Annotated in this window: 24 protein-coding genes; 14 read left to right on the top strand and 10 right to left on the bottom strand. The window is 69.2% G+C overall.

Going from position 1 to position 25,853, the window contains the following annotated elements; all coding sequences use genetic code 11:
• Positions 1-52: 52 nt before the first annotated feature.
• On the bottom strand, positions 53-208 hold the full coding sequence (locus ABEA30_RS11600) for a lmo0937 family membrane protein (protein ID WP_345582988.1): 156 nt from the start codon (positions 206-208) through the stop codon (positions 53-55).
• A gap of 62 nt (positions 209-270) precedes the next feature.
• On the opposite strand from ABEA30_RS11600, the gene coaE reads away from it, so the two are divergent.
• Positions 271-873, top strand: a complete 603-nt coding sequence (coaE, locus tag ABEA30_RS11595; RefSeq protein ID WP_345582987.1) for a dephospho-CoA kinase — start codon at positions 271-273, stop codon at positions 871-873.
• On the opposite strand, the gene gcvP is transcribed toward coaE, so the two are convergent.
• The 5 genes from gcvP to ABEA30_RS11570 all read right to left on the bottom strand — a co-directional run bounded on the left by gcvP (position 870) and on the right by ABEA30_RS11570 (position 8,149).
• Positions 870-3,692 (bottom strand): aminomethyl-transferring glycine dehydrogenase, encoded by a 2,823-nt coding sequence (gene gcvP / locus ABEA30_RS11590; protein ID WP_345582986.1) that lies wholly within the window; start codon positions 3,690-3,692, stop codon positions 870-872. The two genes, coaE and gcvP, sit on opposite strands and share 4 nt — an antisense overlap.
• An 8-nt stretch (positions 3,693-3,700) precedes the next feature.
• Positions 3,701-4,057 carry a glycine cleavage system protein GcvH gene (gcvH, locus tag ABEA30_RS11585; RefSeq protein WP_345582985.1) on the bottom strand — a complete coding sequence of 119 codons (357 nt, stop codon included), beginning with the start codon at positions 4,055-4,057 and terminating at the stop codon, positions 3,701-3,703.
• 9 nt (positions 4,058-4,066) lie between these two features.
• A complete protein-coding gene (gene gcvT / locus ABEA30_RS11580; protein WP_345582984.1) occupies positions 4,067-5,209 on the bottom strand; it encodes a glycine cleavage system aminomethyltransferase GcvT in 1,143 nt (380 codons plus the stop codon).
• Between the two features lie 120 nt (positions 5,210-5,329).
• A complete protein-coding gene (gene uvrB, locus ABEA30_RS11575; RefSeq protein WP_345582983.1) occupies positions 5,330-7,396 on the bottom strand; it encodes an excinuclease ABC subunit UvrB in 2,067 nt (688 codons plus the stop codon).
• Between the two features lie 51 nt (positions 7,397-7,447).
• Positions 7,448-8,149: a maleylpyruvate isomerase family mycothiol-dependent enzyme gene (locus ABEA30_RS11570; protein WP_345582982.1), complete on the bottom strand. Its 702-nt coding sequence runs from the start codon at positions 8,147-8,149 to the stop codon at positions 7,448-7,450.
• Positions 8,150-8,184: 35 nt separating this feature from the next.
• On the opposite strand from ABEA30_RS11570, the gene uvrA reads away from it, so the two are divergent.
• Positions 8,185-11,019 carry an excinuclease ABC subunit UvrA gene (uvrA, locus tag ABEA30_RS11565; protein WP_386084865.1) on the top strand — a complete coding sequence of 945 codons (2,835 nt, stop codon included), beginning with the start codon at positions 8,185-8,187 and terminating at the stop codon, positions 11,017-11,019.
• A 114-nt stretch (positions 11,020-11,133) separates the two neighbouring features.
• On the opposite strand, the gene ABEA30_RS11560 is transcribed toward uvrA, so the two are convergent.
• On the bottom strand, positions 11,134-11,727 hold the full coding sequence (locus ABEA30_RS11560) for a hypothetical protein (protein WP_345582980.1): 594 nt from the start codon (positions 11,725-11,727) through the stop codon (positions 11,134-11,136).
• 46 nt (positions 11,728-11,773) lie between these two features.
• On the opposite strand from ABEA30_RS11560, the gene uvrC reads away from it, so the two are divergent.
• The 12 genes from uvrC to ABEA30_RS11500 all read left to right on the top strand — a co-directional run bounded on the left by uvrC (position 11,774) and on the right by ABEA30_RS11500 (position 22,579).
• Positions 11,774-13,693 (top strand): excinuclease ABC subunit UvrC, encoded by a 1,920-nt coding sequence (uvrC, locus tag ABEA30_RS11555; protein WP_345582978.1) that lies wholly within the window; start codon positions 11,774-11,776, stop codon positions 13,691-13,693.
• 92 nt (positions 13,694-13,785) lie between these two features.
• Positions 13,786-14,376 carry a biotin transporter BioY gene (locus tag ABEA30_RS11550; protein ID WP_345582976.1) on the top strand — a complete coding sequence of 197 codons (591 nt, stop codon included), beginning with the start codon at positions 13,786-13,788 and terminating at the stop codon, positions 14,374-14,376.
• A complete protein-coding gene (locus tag ABEA30_RS11545; protein WP_345582974.1) occupies positions 14,373-15,083 on the top strand; it encodes an energy-coupling factor ABC transporter ATP-binding protein in 711 nt (236 codons plus the stop codon). The genes ABEA30_RS11550 and ABEA30_RS11545 overlap by 4 nt, the downstream gene beginning before the upstream one ends.
• Positions 15,080-15,700 (top strand): CbiQ family ECF transporter T component, encoded by a 621-nt coding sequence (locus ABEA30_RS11540; protein WP_345582972.1) that lies wholly within the window; start codon positions 15,080-15,082, stop codon positions 15,698-15,700. The genes ABEA30_RS11545 and ABEA30_RS11540 overlap by 4 nt, the downstream gene beginning before the upstream one ends.
• Before the next feature lie 10 nt (positions 15,701-15,710).
• Positions 15,711-16,577, top strand: coding sequence for an RNase adapter RapZ (rapZ, locus tag ABEA30_RS11535; RefSeq protein ID WP_345582970.1), 867 nt, complete (start codon positions 15,711-15,713; stop codon positions 16,575-16,577).
• Complete coding sequence (locus ABEA30_RS11530) at positions 16,574-17,521, top strand: gluconeogenesis factor YvcK family protein (protein ID WP_345582968.1); 948 nt, start codon at positions 16,574-16,576, stop codon at positions 17,519-17,521. The genes rapZ and ABEA30_RS11530 overlap by 4 nt, the downstream gene beginning before the upstream one ends.
• A gap of 49 nt (positions 17,522-17,570) precedes the next feature.
• Positions 17,571-18,551 carry a DNA-binding protein WhiA gene (gene whiA / locus ABEA30_RS11525; protein WP_345582966.1) on the top strand — a complete coding sequence of 327 codons (981 nt, stop codon included), beginning with the start codon at positions 17,571-17,573 and terminating at the stop codon, positions 18,549-18,551.
• 115 nt (positions 18,552-18,666) lie between these two features.
• Complete coding sequence (gene gap / locus ABEA30_RS11520) at positions 18,667-19,662, top strand: type I glyceraldehyde-3-phosphate dehydrogenase (RefSeq protein ID WP_345582964.1); 996 nt, start codon at positions 18,667-18,669, stop codon at positions 19,660-19,662.
• Between the two features lie 102 nt (positions 19,663-19,764).
• Positions 19,765-20,979 carry a phosphoglycerate kinase gene (locus ABEA30_RS11515; RefSeq protein WP_345582962.1) on the top strand — a complete coding sequence of 405 codons (1,215 nt, stop codon included), beginning with the start codon at positions 19,765-19,767 and terminating at the stop codon, positions 20,977-20,979.
• Entirely contained in the window at positions 20,979-21,758 is a 780-nt protein-coding gene (tpiA, locus tag ABEA30_RS11510) for a triose-phosphate isomerase (protein ID WP_345582960.1), read from the top strand. Before ABEA30_RS11515 ends, tpiA begins: the two co-directional genes overlap by 1 nt.
• A gap of 185 nt (positions 21,759-21,943) precedes the next feature.
• Positions 21,944-22,162 carry a preprotein translocase subunit SecG gene (gene secG / locus ABEA30_RS11505; RefSeq protein WP_345582958.1) on the top strand — a complete coding sequence of 73 codons (219 nt, stop codon included), beginning with the start codon at positions 21,944-21,946 and terminating at the stop codon, positions 22,160-22,162.
• 60 nt (positions 22,163-22,222) lie between these two features.
• Positions 22,223-22,579, top strand: coding sequence for an RNA polymerase-binding protein RbpA (locus ABEA30_RS11500; RefSeq protein ID WP_345582956.1), 357 nt, complete (start codon positions 22,223-22,225; stop codon positions 22,577-22,579).
• Positions 22,580-22,589: 10 nt separating this feature from the next.
• Here ABEA30_RS11500 and pgl read toward each other — a convergent pair whose 3' ends face one another.
• Genes pgl through zwf form a run of 3 tightly spaced genes read right to left on the bottom strand, consistent with a single transcriptional unit; the run spans position 22,590 to position 25,771 of the window.
• On the bottom strand, positions 22,590-23,282 hold the full coding sequence (gene pgl / locus ABEA30_RS11495; protein WP_345582954.1) for a 6-phosphogluconolactonase: 693 nt from the start codon (positions 23,280-23,282) through the stop codon (positions 22,590-22,592).
• A 39-nt stretch (positions 23,283-23,321) separates the two neighbouring features.
• Positions 23,322-24,227 (bottom strand): glucose-6-phosphate dehydrogenase assembly protein OpcA, encoded by a 906-nt coding sequence (locus ABEA30_RS11490; RefSeq protein WP_345582952.1) that lies wholly within the window; start codon positions 24,225-24,227, stop codon positions 23,322-23,324.
• Between the two features lie 14 nt (positions 24,228-24,241).
• Positions 24,242-25,771: a glucose-6-phosphate dehydrogenase gene (gene zwf / locus ABEA30_RS11485; protein WP_345582950.1), complete on the bottom strand. Its 1,530-nt coding sequence runs from the start codon at positions 25,769-25,771 to the stop codon at positions 24,242-24,244.
• Positions 25,772-25,853 lie beyond the last annotated feature (82 nt).

The raw sequence follows: 25,853 nt of genomic DNA, 5'->3' as shown, positions 1-25,853 counted from the left end.
CGAGAGGCCCGCCCCCGATGGGGGCGGGCCTCTCGGCGTTTCGGCGACTGCGCTAGAGCGCGCGGCGGCCCGTGACCAGGTTGACGATCAGGACGATGAGTGCGATCACGAGCAGCACGTGGATGAACGCGCCGCCGACCTTCAGGAGGAAGCCGAGCAGCCATAGGATGACCAGCACGACGAGAACGATCCAGAGGATGCGTGCCATGATGTTTCCTTTCATGCCAGTGTCAGGGTCTGGTCTCGTCACACTACACGCAGGAGGGTGCAATGGTAAGAGTTGCTCTGACTGGGGGTATTGCCTCAGGGAAGACCTTCGTCGCTGAAGAGCTGGAGCAGCGCGGCGCCATCATCATCGATTCCGACGTCATCGCGCGCGAGGTGGTGCAACCCGGCACCCCGGGCCTCGCGGCGGTCGTGGAGCGGTTCGGCCCGGGCATCCTCACCGTCGACGGCATGCTGGACCGCCCCGAGCTGGGCAAGATCGTCTTCGCCGACGAGGCCGCCCGCAAGGACCTCAACGCCATCGTCCACCCACTGGTCCGGAAGTGGGCCGCGGAGCTGGAGCGTGGCGCACCCGACGACGCGGTGGTGGTCCACGTCATCCCGCTGCTGGTGGAGACCGGGCAGCAGGACAAGTTCGACGAGGTGGTGGTCGTCGACGTGCCGGTGGAGACGCAGCTGCGGCGCCTGATGCACCGCAACGACCTGAGCCCGGACGAGGCGGCCCAGCGGGTGCAGGCCCAGGCGACGCGGATCCAGCGGTGCGAGGCCGCCACGCACGTGATCGACAACGACGGGGACCAGGCGTCGACGGTGCGTCAGGTGGCGCAGCTGTGGGAGAAGCTCAACGCCGCGGCGGGCACGCCCTAGTCGTCGCCCCACGGCGGGCAGCTGCAGATGAGGTTGCGGTCGCCGTAGGCGTTGTCGATGCGACCCACCGCCGGCCAGTACTTGTCGACGCGGAACGAGCCCGCCGGGAAGCAACCCTGCTCCCGGGTGTAGGGCCGGTCCCACTCCGCCACGAGGTCCTCGACGGTGTGCGGCGCCCTGCGCAACGGCGACTCAGCTGCGCTGACCTCGCCGTCGACCACCTGACGGGCCTCGCGGGCGATGTCGAGCATCGCCGCCACGAAGCGGTCCAGCTCTGCCTTGGGTTCGGACTCGGTGGGCTCGATCATCAGCGTGCCCGCCACCGGGAAGCTCATGGTGGGGGCGTGGAAGCCGTGGTCGACGAGCCGTTTGGCGATGTCGTCGACCGTCACGCCCGCCTTCGCCCACGCCCGCGGGTCCACGATGCACTCGTGCGCCACCCGGCCGTTGGCCCCGGTGTAGAGGATGGGGTACGCCTCCGACAGGCGGCTGGCCAGGTAGTTCGCCGACAGGATCGCCACCTTGGTGGCCTGCGTCAGCCCGGCGCCGCCCATGAGCAGGACGTACGCCCAGGAGACCAGCAGGATCGACGCCGACCCGTACCTGGCGCCGGAGACGGCCCCGGGCTGACCGTGCTGCGGGTCTGCCGGGAGGTGGGGCACCAGGTGCGCCTTGACGCCGATCGGCCCCATCCCGGGCCCGCCGCCGCCGTGCGGGATGGCGAAGGTCTTGTGCAGGTTGAGGTGACTGACGTCGCCGCCGATCTCGCCCGGCCGCACGAGGCCCACCATAGCGTTGAGGTTGGCCCCGTCGATGTAGACCTGGCCGCCGTGTTCGTGCGTGACGGCGCACACCTCGCGGACGGTCTCCTCGAAGACGCCGTGCGTGGACGGGTAGGTGATCATCACCGCCGCGAGGCGGTCACCTGCCTCGGTTGCCTTCGCGCGGAAGTCGTCGACGTCGATCTCGCCCTCGGCGGTGGCCCTGACCGCCACCACCTTCATGCCGGCCATCTGCGCCGAGGCGGGGTTGGTGCCGTGCGCCGAGGTGGGGATGAGGCACACGTCGCGGTCCTCGCCGCTGGCGCGGTGGTAGGCCGCGATGGTGAGCAGCCCGGCGTACTCGCCCTGCGCGCCCGAGTTGGGCTGCATGGAGAACGCGTCGTAGCCGGTGATGGCGCACAGCTTGGCCTCGAGGTCGGCGGTCAGCTCGGCGTACCCGCGGGTCTGGTGCGCCGGCGCGTAGGGGTGGAGCTCGGCGAAGCCCGGCCAGCTGAGGGGCCGCATCTCGACGGCGGCGTTGAGCTTCATCGTGCACGACCCCAGCGGGATCATCGCCCGGTCGAGCGCGAGGTCGCGATCCGACAGGCGCCGCATGTAGCGCATCATCTCCGACTCTGCGCGGTTGAGGTGGAACACCGGGTGCGTGAGGTAGTCGGTGGTGCGCAGGAGGTCGTCGGGCAGGGCGGGGGTGTCCGTCAGGCCCGGGCGTTCGTCGATGCCGAAGGCGTCGAGCACCCGCGCCACGATCTCGAGGTCGGTTGTCTCGTCCACCGAGATGCCGACGCGGTGCCGCCCGATGCGGCGCAGGTTGATGCCACGGTGCTCTGCGGCGGCGAGGATGCCCGCCTGGCCGACGCCGACGTCGACCGTGATGGTGTCGAAGAAGACCTCCGGCTCGACGAGCGCGCCGCCCTCCCGCAGCGCAGTGGCGAGCGTGGCGGCCATGAGGTGCGTGCGCTGCGCGATGGACCGCAGCCCCTTGGGCCCGTGGAACACGGCGTAGAACGAGGCCATCACGGCCAGCAACGCCTGCGCGGTGCACACGTTGGAGGTGGCCTTCTCACGACGGATGTGCTGTTCACGCGTCTGGAGTGCGAGGCGGTAGGCGCGGTTGCCCCGGGCATCCCTGGACACGCCGACGAGGCGCCCCGGGAGGGCGCGCTTCAATTCGTCGCGGCAGGCCATGAAGGCCGCGTGGGGGCCGCCGAAGCCCATCGGCACGCCGAAGCGCTGGGCCGAGCCGATGGCGATGTCGGCACCCATCGACCCCGGGTCCTTGATCAGGCACAGCGCCAACGGGTCCGTCGCGACGACGGCGACGCCGCCGGCCTCCTTGACGGCGTGGCACTGGCTGGTGAGGTCGCGGACGTGGCCGAACGTGCCCGGGTGGGCGAAGATCGCGCCGAACACGTCATCGGTGGGGCAGCCGTCGACGGGGCCGACCACCAGGTCGATGCCGAGCGGCTGGGCGCGGGTGGCCAGGACGGCGAGCGTCTGCGGGTGGAGGTCGTCGGCGGCGAAGAACCGCCGCGAGGCCGACTTGGCCGAGCGCCGGGCCATCGCCATGGCCTCGGCCGCGGCGGTGGGCTCGTCCAGCAGGCTCGCGTTGGCCAGCGGGAGGCCCGTGAGGTCGGCCACCATCGTCTGGAAGTTGAGCAGCGCCTCGAGCCTGCCTTGCGAGATCTCCGGCTGGTACGGCGTGTAGGCCGTGTACCAGGCGGGGTTCTCGAACACGTTGCGCTGGATGACCGGGGGAGTGACGGTGCCGTGGTAGCCCTGGCCGATGAGCGAGGTCATGACGGTGTTGGCCGCCGCCACCTCGCGCAGCCTCATCGTGAGTTGGTGCTCGGTCAGCGGCTCCCAGTCGAGCGGGTCCGACTGCCTCAGCCCCGGCGGGACGGTCTCGTCGACCAGTTCGTCGAGCGAGCCGGCCCCCACGACCTCCAGCATCGCGGCCATCTCGAGCCGGCTGGGGCCGATGTGGCGCAGGGTGGCGAAGTCGTCGGGCTGGACGTCGGGGGTCTCCCAGGTGGTCATCGGGCCGCCTAGCCGATCATCGAGCGGTAGGCGTCCTCGTCCATCAGGCCCTCGGCGGCGGCCGGGTCCGCGGGGCGGATCTTGATGAACCACGTCTCCATCGCCGAGTCGGGCGTGACGGTCTCCGGGGCGTCCGCCAGGGCTTCGTTGACCTCGGTGACCTCGCCGTCGAACGGGGCGTTGATGCCGGAGACGGCCTTGGCGGAGTCGATGCCGACGACCTCCTCACCGGCCGTGACGCTGGTGCCGGCGTCAGGGAGGTCGATGAAGACGATGTCGCCGAGTTCAGAGGCCGCGTGGCTGGTGATGCCGATCGCATGCGTCTCGGTGTCGACCCACTCGTGTTCCTCCGTGAACTTGATCATGGTGCTCCTCTAGCGCTTGTACTGGTGGGGGACGAAGGGCAGTTCGGTGACGGTCAGCGGCAGCGGCTTGCCGCGCACCTGGGTGTGGAAGACGGTGCCGACGGTGGCACCTGCCGGCACGAGGCCCATGGCGATCGGGCCCCCGACGGTAGCGCCGAACCCACCGGAGGTGACCACGCCCACCTGCTCGGTGCCGTGTTCGTCGGCGAACAGCGGCGCACCCTCGCGGGCGACGGCGCGCCCCTCCGGACGCAGGCCCACCCTCTCCCGGGGGGCGCCGTCGTCCAGTTGGCGAAGTATCGTGTCGGCGCCCGGGAACCCGCCCGCCCTGGAGCCACCGGTGCGGCGCACCTTCGGGATGGCCCACGCGATGCCGGCCTCGACCGGGGTGATGCCCTCGGTGAGCTCGTGACCGTAGAGGCACATGCCGGCCTCGAGGCGCAGCGAGTCGCGGGCGGCCAGCCCTGCCGGCTCGACGCCGTCGAGGGCCAGGAGCGCCCGCGCGAAGGCCTCGGCGTGCTCGTTGGGGAGCGAGACCTCGAACCCGTCCTCACCCGTGTACCCCGAGCGCGACACCCACACCTCCACCGCCTCCTGAGCCTGCCCTCCGACGAAGTCGCCGGCAGGACGAAGGACGCGGAGCGTGTCCATGAACGTCATCTCCCGGACCTCGGGGACCAGCGTCGCCAGCGACTCCTCCGCCCTCGGCCCCTGCACCGCCAGCAGCGATCGGTTCTCCAGGTGTTCGACGGTGACGCCCTCCAACGTCTGCAGCAGCGCGAGGTCGACGTCCGTGCGCGAGGCGTTGAGCACGAGGAAGAAGTGGTCGCCGTGGCGGGCGAACATCAGGTCGTCGACGACCCCGCCGTCGTCGGTGGTCAGCACGCCGTAGCGCTGCCTGCCCTCCTCCAGGCCCGCGACGCTGGCGGGGATGAGCGACTCGAGTGCCGCTGCCGCAGCCGCCAGGTTGCCGGACTCCGGGCGGACGAGCACCTGGCCCATGTGGGACACGTCGAACAGCGAGGCGGCCTCCCGGGTGTGCTGGTGCTCCTTCACCCCGCCGGAGAACTGCAGCGGCATCTCCCAGCCCGCGAAGTCGACGAGCTTGGCGCCCAGTTCGGTGTGGAGTGCGTGCAGTGCCGTGGTCTTCATCGACGTCGGGCCCCTTCCCGGCACGTGCGCGGTGCCGACGGTTGGTCTGCTACGAGACTAGCCGGGCGGCGGTGGTGCGCGCGGGGAATGGCGGAATCGGGGGACGCGGGCCGGGAGGGGTCAGCGCGTGGCCTCGATCATGCCGCGCAACTCCTTCTTGAGGTCGGCGATCTCGTCACGGTGACGCGCGGCCAGTTCGAACTGCAGCTCCGCAGCGGCCTGGTGCATCTGGGCGGTCAGGTCCTCGATGAGGGTGCTGAGCTCTTCGGTGGGCATGGCCGATGCGTCGAGTCCGCGGCCCTTGCGCCGACCACCCTTGGACGCGGCCTCCTCGAGTAGTTCGGTGGTGTCGGCGTCCTCGCGGGCCAGCATCTCGGAGACGTCGCCGATCCGCTTGCGCAGCGGCTGGGGGTCGATCCCGTTGGCGGTGTTGTACGCCATCTGGACCGCGCGGCGGCGGTTGGTCTCGTCGATGGCCGCCTCCATCGACGGCGTGATCTTGTCGGCGTACATGTGCACCTGGCCGGCGACGTTTCGCGCGGCGCGGCCGATCGTCTGGATGAGCGAGCGCTCCGAGCGGAGGAAGCCCTCCTTGTCGGCGTCGAGGATGGCAACCAGCGACACCTCGGGCAGGTCGAGGCCCTCGCGCAGCAGGTTGATGCCCACCAGCACGTCGTACTCGCCCAGCCGCAGCTCGCGCAGCAGCTCGATGCGTCGGATGGTGTCGATGTCGGAGTGCAGGTAGCGGGTGCGGATGCCGTGGTCCATCAGGTAGTCCGTGAGGTCTTCGGCCATCTTCTTGGTCAGCGTGGTGACGAGCACGCGCTCGTTGCGCTCCACGCGGAGCTTCACCTCAGCCATGAGGTCGTCGATCTGACCCTTCGTGGGCTTGAGGATCACCTCCGGGTCCACAAGGCCGGTGGGGCGGATGATCTGCTCGACCACCCCGTCGGCCCGGTCCATCTCGTAGGGGCCGGGCGTGGCGGACAGGTAGACGGTCTGGCCGATGCGCTCGACGAACTCGTCGAACTTCAGCGGCCGGTTGTCGATGGCGCTGGGCAGCCGGAACCCGTGCTCGACCAGCGTGCGCTTGCGGGAGGCGTCGCCCTCGTACATGCCGCCGATCTGGGGGATGGTGACGTGGGACTCGTCGACGACCAGCACGAAGTCTTCCGGGAAGTAGTCGAGCAGGCACGAGGGGGCGGAACCGGCCGCGCGGCCGTCGATGTGGCGGGAGTAGTTCTCGATGCCGGAGCAGGTGCCGATCTGGCGCATCATCTCGATGTCGTAGTGGGTGCGCATCCGCAGCCGCTGCGCCTCGAGCAGCTTGCCCTGGGCCTCGAACTCGGCGAGCCGCTCCTCGAGTTCCTTCTCGATGCCGACGATGGCGCGCTCCATCCGGTCGTGCCCGGCCGAATAGTGCGTGGCCGGGAAGATGTAGGCCTCGGACTCCTCGTGGATCACGTTGCCGGTGAGCGGGTGCATGGTGACGATGCGCTCCACCTCGTCGCCGAAGAACTCGACGCGCAGCGCGTTCTCCTCGTACATGGGGAACACCTCCAAGGTGTCGCCCTTCACCCGGAAGGTGCCGCGACCGCCGCCGATGTCGTTGCGGGCGTACTGGATGTCCACCAGGTGCCTGAGCAGGGTGTCGCGTTCGTACTCCTCGCCCACCCGCAGCGTGACGCGCTGCTGGAGGTACTCCTCGGGCGTGCCCAGGCCGTAGATGGCCGACACGGTGGCCACCACGATGCAGTCCCGTCGGGTGAGCAGCGACGACGTGGCGGCGTGCCGCATGCGCTCCACCTCCTCGTTGAGCGAGGAGTCCTTCTCGATGTAGGTGTCGGTCTGGGGGAGGTACGCCTCGGGCTGGTAATAGTCGTAGTAGGAGACGAAGTATTCGATGGCGTTGTTCGGCATGAGGTCGCGCAGCTCGTTGGCGAATTGGGCGGCCAACGTCTTGTTGGGCTGCATCACGAGCATGGGGCGCTGCAGCCGCTCCGCCAGCCACGCCACGGTGGCCGTCTTGCCGGTACCGGTGGCGCCCAGCAGCACGACGTCCTGCTGGCCCGCCTTGACGCGCTGCTCGAGCTCTGCGATGGCGGTGGGCTGGTCACCGGACGGCGAGAACTCCGAGATGACCTCCAACGGAGCCACCTGGCGCTGCAGTTCTTCGATCGGACGCATGCATCACAGGGTAGTCGCGGTCACCGACAACCCAGGGCGTGGCTTGGCCGGCTAGTCGCCCCCGTCATCGTTGGCGCGGTAGATGCGGCTCGACTCGACGCCCCGCATCAGCCAGGCGAGCAGATCGGCGGCCGGGCCGTGGAAGGTGGCCGGATCCACCGTGCGGCCCACGGTGCCCTCGTAGCCCTCGTCTGCCACGAGACGCAGCGGAGGGTAATCGTCGCGGTGCCCGATCCGCTCCACCTGGAACGCCAGCAGCCCGAGCGCGATGTCCGGTTCCAGGACGGAGGCACTGAAGTTGGCATCCAGGTCAAGATGGTGGAGCACCACCTCGCTGAGCCGCGCCAGGGGCACGTGCCGGGCGGGGATGTGGTGCCCGTCGCGCAGCCGGATCTCGCGCAGGTCGCCGTCGAGTTCGGGGAGGAGTTCCTGCAACTCGCTGGCGCTGGTGTCCAACTCGATCTGCAGCGCGAGACCGCCGGCGATCGCGCCGAGCTCGATCGCCTGCCGGTCCTCGCCGCGCGAGCCGTACATCTCGCTCTGGACGCCCTCCTGCAGTTCCCCGATCACGCGCACCATCGCCCGGGCGCCCTCGACGAGGTGCGCGGCGACGTGGCTGCGGGTCCAGCCGGTCAGGCCGGTGGGCAGCGCCCAGTCCTCTTCGGTGAAACCGATGGTCGTGCCGAGCAGCAGCGACGTGTGCTCGCGCACAGCGCTCACCACGTCGCCGAACGGCAGGCGGTTGATCGGCATGTGCCCCAAACTAGCAAAGACGTACCATTGCGGGCGTGAATGATCGGCTCATCGTGCGCGGCGCCCGCGTACACAACCTCAAGAACGTCTCCGTCGACCTGCCCCGCGACTCGCTCATCGTCTTCACCGGCCTGAGCGGCTCGGGCAAGTCGTCGCTGGCGTTCGACACGATCTTCGCCGAGGGGCAGCGGCGCTATGTCGAGTCGCTGTCCGCGTACGCGCGCATGTTCCTCGGGCAGATGGACAAGCCGGACGTCGACTTCATCGAGGGCCTGTCGCCTGCGGTGTCGATCGACCAGAAGTCGACGTCACGCAACCCGCGCTCGACGGTGGGCACCATCACGGAGGTCTACGACTACCTGCGCCTGCTCTACGCCCGCATCGGCGTGCCGCACTGCGAGGTGTGCGGCGCGGTGATCGGCAAGCAGACCCCGCAGCAGATCGTCGACCGGCTGATGGGCGAGGAGGAGGGCACCCGCTTCCAGGTCCTCGCCCCGCTCGTGCGCGGACGCAAGGGTGAGCACGCCGAACTGTTCCGCCAACTCACCGGCGACGGCTACTCCCGCGTGCGCATCGACGGCGAGACCTACTCGCTGACCGACCTCCCCACGGTCGCCAAGACGTACAAGCACGACATCGACGTGGTCGTCGACCGCGCCGTCGTGCGTCCCAACGCGAAGCAGCGCATCACCGAATCGGTCGAGACGGCGCTCAACCTGGCCGGCGGCGTCGTCACGATCGACTTCGTGGACCGCCCCGAGGGCGATGCGGAGCGCGAGCGCCGCTTCTCGGAGAAGATGGGCTGCCCGAACGAGCACGACGTCAACATCGACGAACTCGAGCCCCGGCAGTTCTCCTTCAACGGCCCGTGGGGCGCCTGCCCCGAGTGCTCGGGCCTCGGCACGCTGCTGGACCCGGACCCCGAACTGATCATCCCCAACGACGACCTCTCGGTCGCCGAGGGTGCGATCGCCCCCTGGACCACCCCCACGATCAAGGCCCACTACGAACGCGTCCTCGACTCGCTGGGGGAGGAGCACGGCTTCTCCGTCACCACGCCGTGGCGGCAGTTGTCGGCCGCCACCCGCAAGCTGCTGCTGCACGGTGCCAAGGGCAACGTGGTGGTGCAGTACCGCAACCGGTTCGGGCGCGTGCGCTCGTTCTCCCAGAAGTACGAGGGCGTGATCCCCTTCATCCGACGTCGGTTCGACGAGGCCGAGACCGACGCCGCCCGCGACCGATGGGGTGGCTACATGCGCGAGATCAACTGCGCGCGGTGCGGCGGCGCGCGGCTGAAGGCGTCGTCGCTGGCCGTGACGGTGAAGGAGCGCAACATCGCCGAACTGGCGGAGCTGTCCATCGGGGAGGCCGCTGAGTTCCTCGGCCAGCTGGAACTGACCCAGCGGGAGGCGGCGATCGCCGAGCGGCTCATCAAGGAGATCAACCTGCGGCTGCGCTTCCTCCTCGACGTCGGCCTCGACTACCTGACCCTCTCGCGCGCCGCGGGCACGCTCTCCGGTGGCGAGGCGCAGCGGATCCGGCTGGCCACGCAGATCGGTTCCGGCCTCGTCGGGGTGCTGTACGTCCTTGACGAGCCCAGCATCGGGCTGCACCAGCGCGACAATCTGCGGCTCATCGAGACCCTGCACCGGCTCCGCGACCTGGGCAACACCCTCATCGTCGTCGAGCACGACGAGGACACCATCCGGGCCGCGGACTGGGCGGTCGACATCGGCCCCGGAGCAGGCGAGGGCGGCGGCGAGGTCGTCGTCAGCGGCACCGTCGAGGAACTCCTCAGCCATCCGGAGTCGAAGACCGGTGCATACCTGTCGGGGCGCCTGGAGATCCCGGTGCCCGCCGTCCGCCGACCGGGCAACGGCCTTCAGCTCGTGGTAAAGGGTGCGCGGGAACACAACCTGCGCAACGTCGACGTCGCGTTCAACCTCGGCCAGTTCATCGCGGTGACGGGGGTGTCGGGCTCGGGGAAGTCGTCCCTGGTCAACTCCATCCTGTACACCGCCGCCGCGAAGGCCATCTACGGAGCCAAGGCGGTGCCTGGCCGTCACAAGTCGCTCGAGGGGCTGGAACACATCGACAAGGTGATCTCCGTCGACCAGTCGCCGATCGGCCGCACCCCCCGGTCCAACCCGGCCACCTACACGGGCGTGTTCGACAAGGTGCGCACGCTCTTCGCCAAGACGCCCGAGGCCAAGGTGCGCGGCTACATGCCGGGCCGGTTCTCCTTCAACGTCAAGGGCGGGCGCTGTGAGAACTGCATGGGCGACGGCACCATCAAGATCGAGATGAACTTCCTGCCCGACGTCTACGTGCCGTGCGAGGTGTGCCACGGGGCGCGGTACAACCGCGAGACCCTCGAGGTGCACTACAAGGGCAAGACGATCGCCGAGGTGCTCGACATGCCCATCAGCGAGGCGGCGGTGTTCTTCGAGTCCATCTCGTCGATCGCGCGCTACCTCAAGACTCTCGAAGAGGTCGGGCTGGGCTACGTCCGTCTCGGGCAGCCGGCCACCACCTTGTCGGGCGGCGAGGCGCAACGCGTCAAGCTCGCCGCGGAACTGCAGAAGCGCTCCACCGGGCGTACGCTCTACGTGCTGGACGAGCCCACCACCGGCCTGCACTTCGAGGACATCCGACGGCTGCTCGCCGTGCTGCAGCGGCTCGTCGACCAGGGCAACACCGTGGTGACGATCGAGCACAACCTGGACGTGATCAAGAGCGCCGACTGGATCATCGACATGGGTCCCGACGGCGGCTCGCGCGGCGGCACGGTCGTCGCGACGGGCACGCCGGAGCAGATCGCCGCCACCGAGGAGTCGGCCACCGGCCAGTTCCTGAAGAACCTCCTCTGACGCTGGTTGAGCCGCGAGCTCTGCGAGCGTGTCGAAACCGCCGGGCTGCCACGCAGCCTGCGTGCACGCCAAGTCGTCGACACCGGCTCGCTGACGAGCCCTGCCCAGCCGACGTCAGGCGGGGTACAGCGGCCGCATCGACTCGGGCGCGATGCGGTTGGCCGCGAAGCGCCCGGCGTAGTACACCAGGAGCGCGCCGATGAACAGCGGGATGGCCGGCTTGTCCAGCGACCAGGGACCGCGCAGCGAGTCCTCGTAGTCGTCCTGGTTCAACGCGACCACGCCTTCCTGGCCGCCCTGGCACAGCACCGTGTAGCGCCCGGGCTGGGCGTAGAACGACGTGCCGACGGCGGGCGGGTCCGCCTCGAAGCTCCAGGACTCCTGCAGCAGCTCGTACCCCTCGGCGTCGGTGATCGTGCAGCGCGGGAGCTCGGCGGCGTAGCGCACCAGCACGTACGTGTCGGCCTTCGAGATGGAGATCGACCCGTCGGCGCCAGGCACGTGCCGCATGGGCACGTAATCCTCGCGCATCATGGTGAACTGGCCGAGCAGCAGCGCGGTGGCCGGAGCGGCCAGCGCCAGCGCGGCGATGATCGTCAGCACCCGCGTGAAGAACGCGATGCGCCGCCTCTTGCGCCAGGCCCGCATGGAGTGGATGAGTTCCTCGCGGGCCGTGAGGGTCGTCACGTCTCGGCTCGTGGTGGTCATAGACCAAGGATAGGCCGGTATTCGCCTCCTGAGTAGGCTGGCCGGCATGGCCGATCCCGCGAGCTACCGTCCCCGTCCGGGCAGCATCCCCACGGACCCCGGGGTCTACCGGTTCTTCGACGCGTTCGGTCACGTGCTGTACGTCGGCAAGGCCAAGAATCTGCGCCAACGCCTCAACTCCTACTTCGCCGACCCGAAGGCGCTCCACTTCCGTACCCAGACGATGGTGCGCACCGCAGCCAAGGTCGAGTGGACGGTGGTCGCCAACGAGTTGGAGGCGCTCCAGCTGGAGTACACCTGGATCCAGCAGTTCGACCCGCGTTTCAACGTCAAGTACCGCGACGACAAGTCATACCCGTGGCTGGCCGTGACCATGAACGAGGAGTATCCGCGGGTCTTCGTGGGCCGTGGCGCGAAGAAGCGCGGCGTGCGGTACTTCGGGCCGTTCGGTCAGGCATGGGCCATCCGGGAGACCGTCGACCTGCTGCTGCGGGTGTTCCCCATGCGCTCCTGCACCCAGGGGGTGTTCAACCGGGCGCGCTCCTCCGGTAGGCCGTGCCTGTTGGGCGACATCGGCAAGTGCAGCGCCCCCTGCGTCGGGCGCGTCAGCCCAGAGGAGCACCGCGCCATCGCCGAGGACTTCTGCTCGTTCATGGGCGGCAACACCGGGGGCATCATCGGCCGCATCGAACGCGACATGTACGACGCGTCCGCAGAGCTGAACTTCGAACGCGCCGCCGTCCTGCGCGACTCCCTGGCTGCGCTGAAGAAGGTGCAGGAGAAGAACTCCGTCGTCCTCAGCGACGGGGTGCGCGCCGACATCGTGGGCCTCGCCGATGACGGCCATCAGGTCTCCGTCCAGGCCTTCCACGTCGTGGACGGTCGCATCCGCGGAGAGCGGGGCTGGATCGCCGACCGGGCAGATGACAGATCGCTGAGCGAGCTACTGGAGGCCTTCCTCGAGCAGCTCTACACAGACGACCTCGAGATCCCGCCGCTCATCCTCACGTCGGTGGAGGCCGAGGACACGTTGATCGCGGATCTGTCCGTGCGGCGCGGATCCAAGGTCGACATCCGCGTGCCGCTGCGCGGCGAGAAGCGGGCGCTGCTGGACACGGTGGTGCGCAACGCGGAGATGTCGCTGGCCCAGGCGAAGCTGCGCCGCTCCACCGATCTCACATCCCGTTCCCTCGCGTTGGAGGAACTGACCGATGCGCTCGGCCTGGAGGAGCCGCCGCTGCGCATCGAGTGCTTCGACATCTCCCACACCATGGGCACCGAGACGGTGGGCTCGATGGTGGTGTTCGAGGACGGGATGCCGCGCAAGAGTGAGTACCGCCGCTTCATCATCAAGAGCTTCGAGGGCTCCAACGACGTCGCCGCCATGAGCGAGGTTTTGCATCGCAGGTTGCGTCGGCTCACCGATGAGCGCACCGCTGACGTGAAGGTGGATCCGACGACGGGGGAGGCGGCGCGGTTCTCCTACGCGCCGGCGTTGATCGTGGTCGATGGTGGTCTGCCGCAGGTCAATGCTGCGGCGGCGGTGTTGAGGGAGCATGGGCTCGACGGTGAGATCGCGCTGTGTGGGTTGGCAAAGCGGCTGGAGGAGGTGTGGGTTCCGGGGGAGGAGTATCCGCTGATTCTGCCGCGGGCCTCGGAGGGGTTGTACCTGCTGCAGCGGTTGCGTGATGAGGCGCACCGTTTCGCGATCACGCATCATCGGTCGAGGCGGGCGAAGACGGTGGTGGAGTCGGTGCTCGATGGCGTCCCTGGGTTGGGTGAGCTGCGCAGGAAGGCTCTGTTGACGTATTTCGGTTCCCTGCGGAAGTTGCGTCAGGCCGGCGTGGAGGAGATCGCGCAGGTGCCCGGTTTCGGCCCGCGTTTGGCTGCGTCGGTCAAGGCCGCCGTCGCCGACACTGGGGGAGAGGCGATCAACCTGACCACCGGCGAGGTGACCGAAGCCTGACCCGGGCGTGGAGGAGCTGCTCCGCCCGGATTTGAACAATGTTCAAATTGCGTGCTTGAATGTGGTCATCCGCCTCAACCAGGAGTGACGCCATGTCCACCAGCACCGCTGTAGCCGCCCGCACCCGGTCGTTCGCGCCGGCCGACCTCGCCTACATCGCCGTCTTCGCCGCGCTCCTGTCGGCGCTGTCGCAGATCACGGTGTCGTTCGGTCCCGTGCCGTTCACCCTGCAGACCCTCGGCGTTGCCCTGGCGGCGCTGGTGCTCGGGCCGTGGCGCGGCGCGGCTGCGGTGCTGCTCTACATCGTCGTCGGCGTCGCCGGCCTCCCGGTCTTCGCCGGGGGCAAGGCGGGTCTCTCCGTGTTCCTCGGGCCCACCGGCGGCTACCTTCTCTCCTTCGTGCTCGGCACCGTGCTGATCGGCCTGGCCGCGAAGTGGGCCCTGCGCAGCGGCCTGTCGGCGATGACTTCGGTGTGGTTCTTCCTCGGTTGCCTCGCCGCCCGCTACCTCGTGGTGCTGCCCGTCGGCGTCGGCTGGCTGGCCGCCTACCTCGACAAGCCCTTCATCGAGGCGATGGTCACCATCGACATGCCGTTCTGGATCTGGGACGCCGCCAAGAGCCTGCTCGCGGTCCTCATCGCGGTGGCCGTGCACAAGGCGTTCCCGCGGCTGCTCGGCCGATGATCCTGCTCCGCGACGCCCGAGTCGTCGTCCCCGCCCCCCGGCAGGGCGACCCGGACAGGGTGTTGCTCGACGGCGTCACGCTCGAGCTCGCGGAGCGCCGCATCGCGGTCATCGGGGCCAATGGCTCCGGCAAGTCGACGCTCCTGCGGTTGCTGAACGGCCTGCGCACCGTCACGTCCGGGCAGGTACTGGTCGACGGGCTCGACCCAGCCATGGACGGCAGGGCGGTGCGGCAGAAGGTGGGGTTCATCTTCACCGACCCGCTCGCGCAGCTCCTGATGTCGACGCCGGTGGAGGACGTGGAGCTGAGCCTCCGCTCGAGGATCAGGAACCGGGCCGAGCGCAGCGCCCGTGCGCACACCCTGCTCGAGGAGCGCGGGATCGGCCACGTCGCGCACCAGTCGATCTACGACCTCAGCGGCGGTGAGCGCCAACTCGTCGCGCTCACCAGCGTGCTCGCGGTGGATCCGGCCATCCTGGTGGCCGACGAGCCCACGACGCTGCTCGACCTGCGCAACAAGCACCTGCTGCGGCGCGTCCTTGCCGAACTGGAGCAGCAGGTCATCTTCTCCACCCACGACCTCGACGTGGCCACGGACGCCGAGCGCGTCATCGTCGTCGATGGCGGCCGCATCGTCGCCGACGGCGCCCCACACGAGACCGTCGACTTCTACGCACGAGCCATGACGGACCAGGTCCGCCGGTGAGCGCGCACACCAGCGTGCTGGGCACCTTCGAACCCGGCAATGGTTGGCTCTTCCGGCTGCCCGTCGGCGCGAAGTACCTCATCCTCTTGGCGCTGGCCGTGCCGCCCATCTTCATCTTCCGCTGGTGGGCCACGCTTGCCGGGCTGGTGCTGGTGCTGGTCGCCTTGCTGGCCTCTGCCCTGGGGCTGCGCAGGATCTTCGCCTTCGGTTGGTACATCTGGTTCTTCCTCGGGCTGCTGGCGATCTACCAGGCCATCGGGCTGCGGTGGGAGGCCGCGTTCGTGACGGCGGGCAACATGCTGTTGGCCGTCCTGGCAGCCCGCATGCTGACGCTGACCACCTCGACGGCAGACCTGCTCGACGCCCTGAGCCGGGGTCTCCGCGTCCTGCGGTACGTGAGGATCAACCCGGACGCGGTTGCGCTCATGGTGGCGCTGATGGTGCGTTCGATCCCGTTCCTGGCCGGCTCCATCGAAGACGCGCGCGCCGCTGCGCGCGCCAGGGGAAAGGAGCGCAACGTGGCGCTGCTGCTCACGCCAGCCGTCGTCAACGCCGTGTCGTACGCGCAGCGCACCGGCGAGGCGCTGCACGCGCGGGGGCTACCGGAAGAGCACTAGGGTGGGCGCCATGACCGACGCGCCGCACCAGGAGTTCGCCATCATCACCGGCCTGTCCGGTGCGGGGCGACGCACGGCCGCCCACGCCATGGAGGACCTGGGCTGGTTCACCGTCGACAACCTGCCGCCCGTGATGCTGCCCGGCCTGGCCCGCACGCTGCTCCAGGACGGCGTCTACAAGGTCGCCGTGGTCGCAGACGTGCGCAGCCGCGAACAGTTCGAGCAGCTGCCGGCCGCGCTGGCAGCCCTCGAGGAGGCCGGGGGCCGCATCACGACGGTGTTCATCGAGGCCGACGACGACATCATCGTCCAGCGCCAGGAGTCCAACCGGCGTCCGCTGCCCCTGCAGGGGGGCGACCGGCTCATCGAGGGCATCGCGCGCGAACGGCGCCTGCTGGCCGACATCCGGGCCACCGCCGACATCGTCGTCGATACCACCCGCCTCTCCGCCCGCCAGCTCGTGCAGCGCGTGGCCAACCACTTCGGCGACGAGGCCACCGACAAGCTCAAGATCGCGCTGATCTCCTTCGGCTTCAAGAACGGCGTGCCCGTCGACGCCGACATGGTCTTCGACGTGCGCTTCCTGCCCAACCCGTACTGGATCCCCGAGCTGCGCCCCAAGTCGGGCCTCAGCAAGGACGTCGCCCAGTACGTGCTCAAGCAGGAGGCGGCCCAGCTCTTCCAGGAGCACATGGTGCAGTTATTGGCCACCGTCGCGCCCGGCTACCTCAACGAGGGCAAGCGCCAGGTCACCGTCGCGATCGGCTGCACGGGCGGCAAGCACCGCTCCACCAGCATGAGCGAGGAGCTCTCCCTGCGCCTGCGCGAGCACGGCTTCCCCACCACGGTGCTGCACCGGGATCTGGGGAAGGAATGAACATCACCACGTTGCCGAGGGTCGTCGCGCTCGGCGGGGGCCACGGGCTCGCCGCGTCGCTCACGGCCCTGCGCCGAGTGACGGACCAGCTCACCGCCGTGGTCACCGTCGCCGACGACGGCGGCTCCTCGGGCCGGCTGCGCCGCGAGTTCAACTGTCTCCCGCCGGGCGACCTGCGCATGGCACTGGCCGCGCTGTGTTCCGACGACCACGCCGGCCGCACCTGGGCCAGCGTGCTGCAGTCGCGGTTCACCGGCGACGGCCCCTTGGCGGGCCACGCCATCGGCAACCTCCTGATCGCAGGGTTGTGGCAACAGTTCGAGGACCCGGTCCAGGGCCTCGACATGGTGGGCGACCTGCTGCGCACCCGGGGCAGGGTGCTGCCGATGAGCTCGGTGCCGCTCGAGATCGAGGCCGACGTGCTCGGCCTCGACCCGTTCGCCCCCGACGAGGTGTGCACCCTCAGCGGACAGGCCACCGTGGCCAAGACCCGGGCGGAGGTGCAGCGGGTACGGCTGGTGCCGGACCAGCCGCCCGCCCGGCCGGAGGCGGTGGACGCGATCATGTCGGCCGATGCCGTCGTGCTCGGCCCGGGCTCCTGGTTCACCTCGGTGATCCCGCACCTCCTCGTGCCGGAGCTGGCCGAGGCCATCGTGACGACGAGGGCCCAGCGCATCCTCGTGCTGAACATCACCTCTGCGGCCGAGACCGACGGCTTCACGGCCTCGCGGCACATCGAACTGCTCGCCGAGCACGCACCGAAGTTGCGGCTCGACGTGGTGATCGCCGACACCCGCTTCACCGCGGACGACGAGCACATCGAGGGCTACGTGCAGTCGCTCGGCGGGCGGCTCGTGCGCGCAGACATCGCCTCGCGCGACGGCTCCTCGACGCACGACCGGCACCGCCTGGCGTCGGTGTTCAGCGAGGTGATCACCGGGTGACGAACTCGACCCGGGTGCCTGCGCGTTCCCGTATGGCAGAATCCCGCCCATGGCTCTGACGCAGAAGGTGAAGGCCGAACTGGCCGCCGTCGTCGCGCCCCACCCGTCCGTGCGGCGGGCGGAGGTGGCGGCGATGTTGCGCTTCGCGGGAGGCCTGCACCTGGTGGGTGGCCGCATCGTCGTGGAGGCGGAGCTCGACACCGGGGGAGCGGCCCGCCGGCTGCGCAGTTTCATCGCCGACCTCTACAGCATCGACACCGACCTCCTCGTGATCAACGCCTCCGGCGTGCGCCGCGGCCCACGCTACTCGCTCCGCGCGGTCCAGGGCGGCGAGCAGCTGGCCCGGATGACGGGTCTCGTCGACCAGCACCGCCGGCCCGTGCGCGGGCTGCCGCCCATCGTGGTGGGCGGGTCGCTGGCCGACGCGGTGGCCGTGTGGCGCGGCGCCTTCCTGGCGCGCGGATCGCTCACGGAACCCGGCCGCTCGATGTCGCTGGAGATCACCTGCCCCGGCTCGGAGGCGGCCCTCGCGCTCGTCGGGGCGGCGCGGAGGCTGGGGATCGCCGTCAAGTCGCGCGAGGTCCGGGGCGTCGAGCGCGTGGTCATCCGCGACGGCGACGCCATCGCCGAGCTGCTGACCCGCATGGGCGCACCCGAGACGCGCATCCTCTGGGAGGAGCGCCGCCGTCGCCGCGAGGTGCGGGCGTCGGTCAACAGGCTGGCCAACTTCGACGACGCGAACCTGCGTCGCTCGGCCCGAGCCGCCGTCGCGGCCAGTGCCCGGGTGGAACGCGCGATGGAGATCCTCGGCGACGACGTGCCCGACCACCTGCGCGAGGCGGGCAACCTCCGACTGCAGCACCGCCAGGCGAGCCTCGAGGAGCTGGGCCAGCTGCACGAGCCGCCGTTGACGAAGGACGCGATCGCTGGCCGCATCCGCCGCCTGCTCGCCACGGCGGACAAGGTCGCCGAGGAACGAGGCGTGCCCACCACGGAGGCCAGCCTGCCCGCCGACCTCCGAGACAGCTGATCCAGACGCTCATTAACCGGCCCCCCTTCTTGCTCGAGGTGAGCAAGTCGTTAGGATGAGTGGTGTCCATCTGCGCACTTGTGCGCTCGGTAGCTCGAAAGGGATCGAATTCCTCATGACCGTAAAGGTTGCAATCAACGGCTTTGGCCGCATCGGCCGTAACTTCTACCGCGCGCTCGTCGCTGCGGGGGCCGATCTTGACGTGGTTGCCGTCAACGACCTGACCGACAACAAGACCCTGGCTCACCTGCTCAAGTACGACTCGATCCTGGGCCGTTTCCCCGGTGAGATCAGCTACGACGACGACGCCCTGATCGTCGACGGCAAGGAGATCAAGGCCTTCGCGGAGAAGGACCCCGCCGCGCTGCCGTGGAAGGACCTCGGCGTCGACATCGTCATCGAGTCCACCGGCTTCTTCACCGACGCCACCAAGGCCCAGGCCCACATCGAGGCCGGCGCCAAGAAGGTGCTCATCTCGGCTCCCGCCAAGAACGAGGACATCACGATCGTCATGGGCGTCAACGACGACCTGTACGACACCGAGAAGCACAACATCATCTCGAACGCGTCCTGCACCACCAACTGCCTCGCCCCGATGGCCAAGGCGCTCAACGACGGCATCGGCATCGTCAAGGGCCTCATGACCACCATCCACGCCTACACGCAGGACCAGAACCTGCAGGACGGCCCGCACAAGGACCTGCGTCGCTCGCGCGCCGCGGCCCTCAACATGGTCCCCACCACCACCGGTGCGGCCAAGGCCGTCTCCCTCGTGCTGCCCGAACTGAAGGGCAAGCTCGACGGCTACGCCATGCGCGTCCCCACCCCGACCGGTTCCGCCACCGACCTCACCTTCGAGGCCTCGCGTGAGACCACCGTCGAGGAGATCAACGAGATCATCAAGAAGGCCGCCGACGGCAAGGTCCTCGTCTACACCGAGGACGAGATCGTGTCCAAGGACATCGAGACCGACCCGGCCTCCTGCGTCTTCGACGCCAAGCTCACCAAGGTGATCGGCAACCAGGTCAAGGTCCTCGGCTGGTACGACAACGAGTGGGGTTACTCCAACCGCCTCGTCGACCTGACCGTCCTGGTCGGCTCGAAGCTCTGATCAACACCACACCCGTGGTCTGAGACAACGGCCCTGTGGCCCCCGCGTGGGGCTGCAGGGCCGTTGTCGCCCCAAGGAAATCCGACAAGAAAGAGGACCGAAGTGAAGTCCGTTGCTGAGCTGGGCGATCTGTCCGGCAAGCGGGTGCTCATCCGCTGCGATTTCAACGTCCCGCTGGACGCCGACAAGAACATCACCGACGACGGCCGCATCCGCGCCGCGCTGCCCACCCTGACGGCACTGCGCGAGGCCGGGGCCCGCGTCGTCATCATGGCCCACCTCGGCCGCCCGAAGGGCGAGGTCAACCCCAAGTACTCCCTGGCCCCGGTCGCCGCCCGCCTGGGTGAGCTGCTGGGCACCGACGTCAAGCTGGCCACCGACGTCGTCGGCGAGTCCGCCCAGGCCACCGTCGCGTCGCTGGCCGACGGCGACGTCGCCCTGCTGGAGAACGTGCGCTACGAGCCCGCTGAGGAGTCCAAGGACGAGGCCGCCCGCAAGGAGCTCGCGCAGAAGTACGCCGCGTTCGGCGACCTGTTCGTCTCCGACGGCTTCGGCGTGGTCCACCGCAAGCAGGCCTCCGTCTACGACGTGGCCTCGCTGCTGCCCAACGCCGCGGGCTCGCTCGTCGCGAAGGAGGTCGGCGTCCTCAAGCAGCTGACCGAGAACCCCGAGCGCCCCTACGTCGTCGTGCTGGGCGGCGCCAAGGTCGCCGACAAGCTCCAGGTCATCGACAACCTCCTCAAGGTCGCCGACACCCTGGTCATCGGCGGCGGCATGCTGTTCACGTTCCTCAAGGCGCAGGGCAAGGACATCGGCTCCTCGCTGCTCGACGAGGACAACCTGCAGACCTGCCGCGACTACCTGGCCCAGGCCGAGGCCGCAGGCAAGCAGATCCTCCTGCCCGTCGACGTCCGCGTGGCCGACGGCATGGACTTCGACGCCCGCGAGGCCAAGGGCGAGGTCGAGGTCGTCTCCGTCGACGCCATCCCCGACGGCAAGATGGGCCTGGACATGGGCCCCGAGACCGAGAAGCTCTTCGCCGAGGCCGTCAAGGGCGCCAGGACGGTCTTCTGGAACGGCCCGATGGGCGTGTTCGAGATCCCGGCCTTCGCCAACGGCACCGCCGCGGTGGCCAAGGCGCTCACCGAGGTCGATGGCCTGTCCGTCGTCGGCGGCGGCGACTCCGCAGCCGCCGTGCGCGTCCTGGGCCACTCCGACGACGAGTTCGGCCACATCTCGACCGGCGGTGGCGCGTCGCTCGAGTTCCTCGAGGGCAAGGAACTGCCCGGTATCGCCGTCCTGGAAGGGGACAACTGATGACCCGCAAGCCGATCATGGCCGGCAACTGGAAGATGAACGTCGACCACATCGAGGCCACCGGCCTGGTGGAGAAGCTCCACTACACGCTCGTCGACAAGGAATGGGACCCGGAGAAGTCGGACGCCGTGCTGTGCGTCCCCTTCACCGACCTGCGCACCGTCCGCACGCTGATCGACGGTGACCGCCTGAAGTTCGGCCTCGGCGCCCAGAACGTCTCGCAGCACGACAACGGCGCCTACACCGGTGAGATCTCCACTGCGATGCTGTCGAAGCTCGGCGTGCAGTACGTCATCGTCGGCCACTCCGAGCGCCGCGAGTACTACGGCGAGGACGATGCCGTCATCAACGCCAAGGCCGCCAAGGTCCTGGCCGCGGGCATGACGCCCATCGTCTGCGTGGGGGAGGGCCTCGACATCCGCAAGGCCGGTGAGCACGTCGAGTACACCCTGAACCAGGTGCGTGGCACGCTCGCCAACCTGACGGCCGAGCAGGTCGCCGGCCTCGTCATCGCCTACGAGCCCGTCTGGGCCATCGGCACCGGCGAGGTGGCCACCCCTGAGGACGCCCAGGAGGTGTGTGGGGCCATCCGCAAGGAGGTCGCCGAGCTGTACGACGAGGCCACCGCCGAGTCGGTGCGCATCCAGTACGGCGGCTCCGTGAAGTCCGGCAACGTGGCCCAGATCATGGCCCAGCCCGACATCGACGGTGCCCTCGTCGGCGGCGCGAGCCTGCAGCCCGAGGAGTTCGCCGCGATCGTGCGCTTCTACCAGTTCTGATCCCACCCGGACCCCCGGCAGCAGGAGCCCAGCTCCCGCTGCCGGGGGTCCGTGCGTCCACCGTTGCCGACCCCAGTTCTCAAGCGCTCATCACAGCGTGGCTCGATGTGGATTATTGCCGGGTCTCGGTTAGGCTGTACCGCGTGATTGTCCCCTTGGTGTCTTGGCCCATTACCACGCTGTCCGTGATCGTCGTGATCCTCAGCATCCTGCTTGCGGCCACCGTCCTCCTCCACAAAGGCCGTGGCGGCGGAATGTCCGATCTGTTCGGTGGTGGCATGTCGACCTCGATGGGTGGCGTCTCCACCGCTGAGCGTCGCCTGGACCGCATCACGGTGGTGCTCTCAGTGGTGTGGCTGCTGACGATCGTCGGCCTGCTGGTGCTCTATCGCGTCGGCGCCTGAGCGCACACCCAACCCCCAACTCTTTCACCCAATCACTTCTCGTAGTAGGAGAACAGCAAAGTGGCAGGTGGCAACGCCATTCGCGGCAGCCGTGTCGGCGCCGGTCCCATGGGAGAGGCAGAACGCGGCGAAGCAGCGCCCCGTATGCACGTGTCGTACTTCTGCGCCAGTGGCCATGTGACCACGCCGGCGTTCGCGGCCGACGCCCAGGTCCCCGAAACGTGGGACTGCCCGCGCTGCGGCCTCCCGGCCAACCTGGATTCGGAGAACCCGCCTCCGCCGCCGAAGATCGTGCCCTACAAGACGCACCTCGCCTACGTGAAGGAGCGTCGCACCGACGCCGAGGCCGCGCAGATCCTCGAGGAGGCGGTGTCCGCCCTGCGCGCCCGCCGCGCTGCGGGCGAGGTCATCTACTGAGGGTTCCCCCTCAGAAGGTGCAGCTGTACTGCGCCGGTAGCCCGGCGGCCGCGCCGGCGTCCAGGTACCACAGCGTCGCGGTGCGGCCGTGCACGTGCCCGGCGGGGATGGTCTCGTCGCCGTCCAGGGCACGGGCCACCGCGTCGGCCTTCCCCTCGCCGGTGGCCATGATCCACATCTCGTTGCCGCGGTTCAGCGTCGGGATGGTCAGCGAGATGCGCTCCGTCGGCGACTTCGGGCTGTCCTCCACCCCGATCACGGCGCGGCTGGTGGGCTCGAAGCTGGGGTGCCCCGGGAAGATCGAGGCGACGTGCCCGTCCTTGCCGATGCCGAGCAGCGTGATGTCGAACAGGGTCTCGCCCAGCTCCTCCTCGTATTCGGCGGCCGACTCCTGGCTGTCCTTGCGGCCGTCCTGAGCAGCCATCATGTGGGTGTCGGCGGACTTGATCGACACCGTGCGTGCCAGCCTGCTGATCGCCTGCAAGGAGTTGCGCTCCGGGTCCGTGGCGGGCACGAAGTGCTCGTTGCCCCACCAGAGCTGGAGCTTCGACGCGTCCAGCTCCGAGCCGTCGGCCAGTTCGGCGAGCCGCTCATACATGGCGTTGGCGGTGCCGCCGCCGGTCAGGCAGAGATGCACCGTGTCCTGCGTGCGCTGGAGTGCGACGATGCGCGCGAGGAGCCGCGCAGCGACCACGCGGCTCACGTCATCGGCAGTCTCCAGACGAACCACCCGGGTGTACATCTAGCTCGCCCCCAGGTCCTTGACCACGCGCTGCACCGCAGCCTCGAAGACGTCATCGGCGTCCATGCGCTGCAGTTCCTCCGTGATGAGGTCGGTCAGCGGCCGGCGGCGGAGTGCGACGGTGCGGTCCGGCTGCCCCGGAACCCGGTAGTGGGCGGTGCCCTCGCGCACCCGGCTCAGCACGATGTCGCCCTTGTCGGTGGTGAGCACCACCTCGTTGACGCCGGGGTGTTCACCGTCGACCCTCCCGACGGACACGCCGAGCCGCTCGCTGAGCCAAGCGGCGAGCAGCGTGGCGGGCGCGTTGTCCGGGGCCGAGCGAACGCAGGCGCCCGTGACGGTGGCGCGGGTCTGGTCCAGCGAGGCGGTCAGCAGCGCGCGCCAGCGCGTCAGGCGCGTCCACGTGAGGTCGGTGTCACCGTCGGCGTGGTTGCGTGCGCGGCGCACGAGCGCCTCCTGCGGGTCGGGGGCGCCGGCCGCGTCGGTGATGCGCCGGTCGGCCAGCGAGCCGATGGGGTCCTCTGCGAGGTTGTCGGGTGCCTTGTTCGGCCACCACACGATGGTGGGGGAGTCCGGCAGGAGCAGGGGCAGGCAGATCGAGTCGCCGTGTTCGCGCAGCGATCCGTGCAGGCGCAGGATCAGCAGGTCTCCGGGGTGCCCTTCGCCAACCTGGATCTCGGCGTCGAGGAACGGCTCGTCGCCGTCGACGTAGGTCACCACGATCACGCGCGACGGGTGCGCGGTGGCAGAGGCCTGCGCGGCCTCCAGCACCTCGTCGAAGTGTTCGTCGTCGGTCACCACGAGCAGCGTCAGCACGAGGCCCGAGGCGCTGCCGACGGTGCGGCGGGCCTTGATGAGCGCCGCGGCGATGTCACGCGACGACGTGTCGGTCAGGTCGATGATCATGTTCTCCGGGTTCCTTACGGGCGTCGCCAGCTGAAGCCGTCACGGGCCAGCATGTCGTGGCCGGACTGCGGGCCCCACGTGCCCGATTCGTACTGTTCGGGCTGTTCGTCCAGGGAGGCCCAGTACGCGATGACGGGGTCGAGGATCTTCCAGCTCAGCTCCACTTCCTCCTGCTGCGGGAACAGCGGCGGGTCGCCCAGCAGCACGTCGAGGATCAGGCGCTCGTAGGCCTCGGGGGAGGACTCGGTGAACGAGCCGCCGTAACCGAAGTCCATCGAGACCTCACGGATCTCCATCTGGGTGCCGGGCACCTTGGCGCCGAATCGCAGCGTCACCCCCTCGTCGGGCTGGATGCGCATCACGAGCGCGTTGGTGCCGAGTTCCTCGGTGTCGGTGGCCGTGAACGGCAGGTGCGGGGCGCGCTTGAAGCTCAGGGCCACCTCGGTCACCCGGCGGGGCATCCGCTTGGCGGTGCGCAGGTAGAAGGGGACGCCGGCCCAGCGCCGGTTGTCGACGTCGACCCGGATCGCGGCGTAGGTCTCGGTGCCGGAACCCTCCGGCACGCCGTCCTCCTGCAGGTAGCCGATCACGGGCTTGCCGCCCTGCCATCCCGCGGCGTACTGGCCCCGGGCGGTGTGGAGGTCGTAGCGCTCCGGCACGCGGGCGGCGGCAAGCACCTTCTTCTTCTCCGTGCGCAGCTGCGAGGCCTCGAAGCTGGTGGGCTCCTCCATCGCGGTGAGCGCCAGGAGCTGGAGGAGGTGGTTCTGCATGACGTCGCGCGCGATGCCGATGCCGTCGAAGTAGCCGGCGCGGCCGCCGATGCCGATGTCCTCGGCCATCGTGATCTCCACGTGGCTGACGTAGTGGTTGTTCCAGATGGGTTCGAACATCTGGTTCGCGAACCGCAGCGCCAGCATGTTCTGGACGGTCTCCTTGCCCAGGTAGTGGTCGATGCGGAACACCTCGTGGGGCTGGAACAGCGAGCTGACGACGGCGTCGAGTTCCCGGGCGGAGGCCAGGTCGTGCCCGAAGGGCTTCTCGATGACGACGCGGTTCCAGTTGTCCTCGCCGCCCTCGGTGAGGCCGTGCTTGCGCAGCATGGTCATGACCGGCTCGAAGCCCGACGGTGGGATCGAGAGGTAGAACGCGTGGTTCCCGCCGGTGCCGCGGGTGGTGTCCAGCTCGCGGATGGTGTCGCCGAGGCGTTCGAACGCCGCGTCGTCGTCGAAGGCGCCGGAGACGAAGCGGATGCCCTCGAGCAGTTGTTCCCAGACCTCCTCGCGGAACGGCGTGCGCGCATGCTCCTTAACGGCGTCGTGCACGACCTTGGCGAAGTCCTGGTTCTCCCAGTCGCGACGGGCGAAGCCCACCAGCGCGAAGCCGGGCGGCAGCAGCCCGCGGTTGGCCAGGTCGTAGACGGCGGGCATCAGCTTCTTGCGTGACAGGTCACCGGTGACACCGAAGATGACCAGGACACAGGGGCCGGCGATCCGGGGGAGACGGCGGTCCTGAGGGTCGCGCAGGGGGTTGGTGTAGGCGTTCATCGGGACCAACACTAGACGTACCCGGCAGGGTGCGGAAGACACGCGACGCCCGCCGGTCGGGCACGGACGGCGCCACTTGGGT

This window comes from Tessaracoccus lubricantis (genome assembly GCF_039544535.1).
Lineage (GTDB): Bacteria > Actinomycetota > Actinomycetes > Propionibacteriales > Propionibacteriaceae > Arachnia > Arachnia lubricantis.
This window is presented reverse-complemented; position numbering and strand designations above follow the sequence as displayed.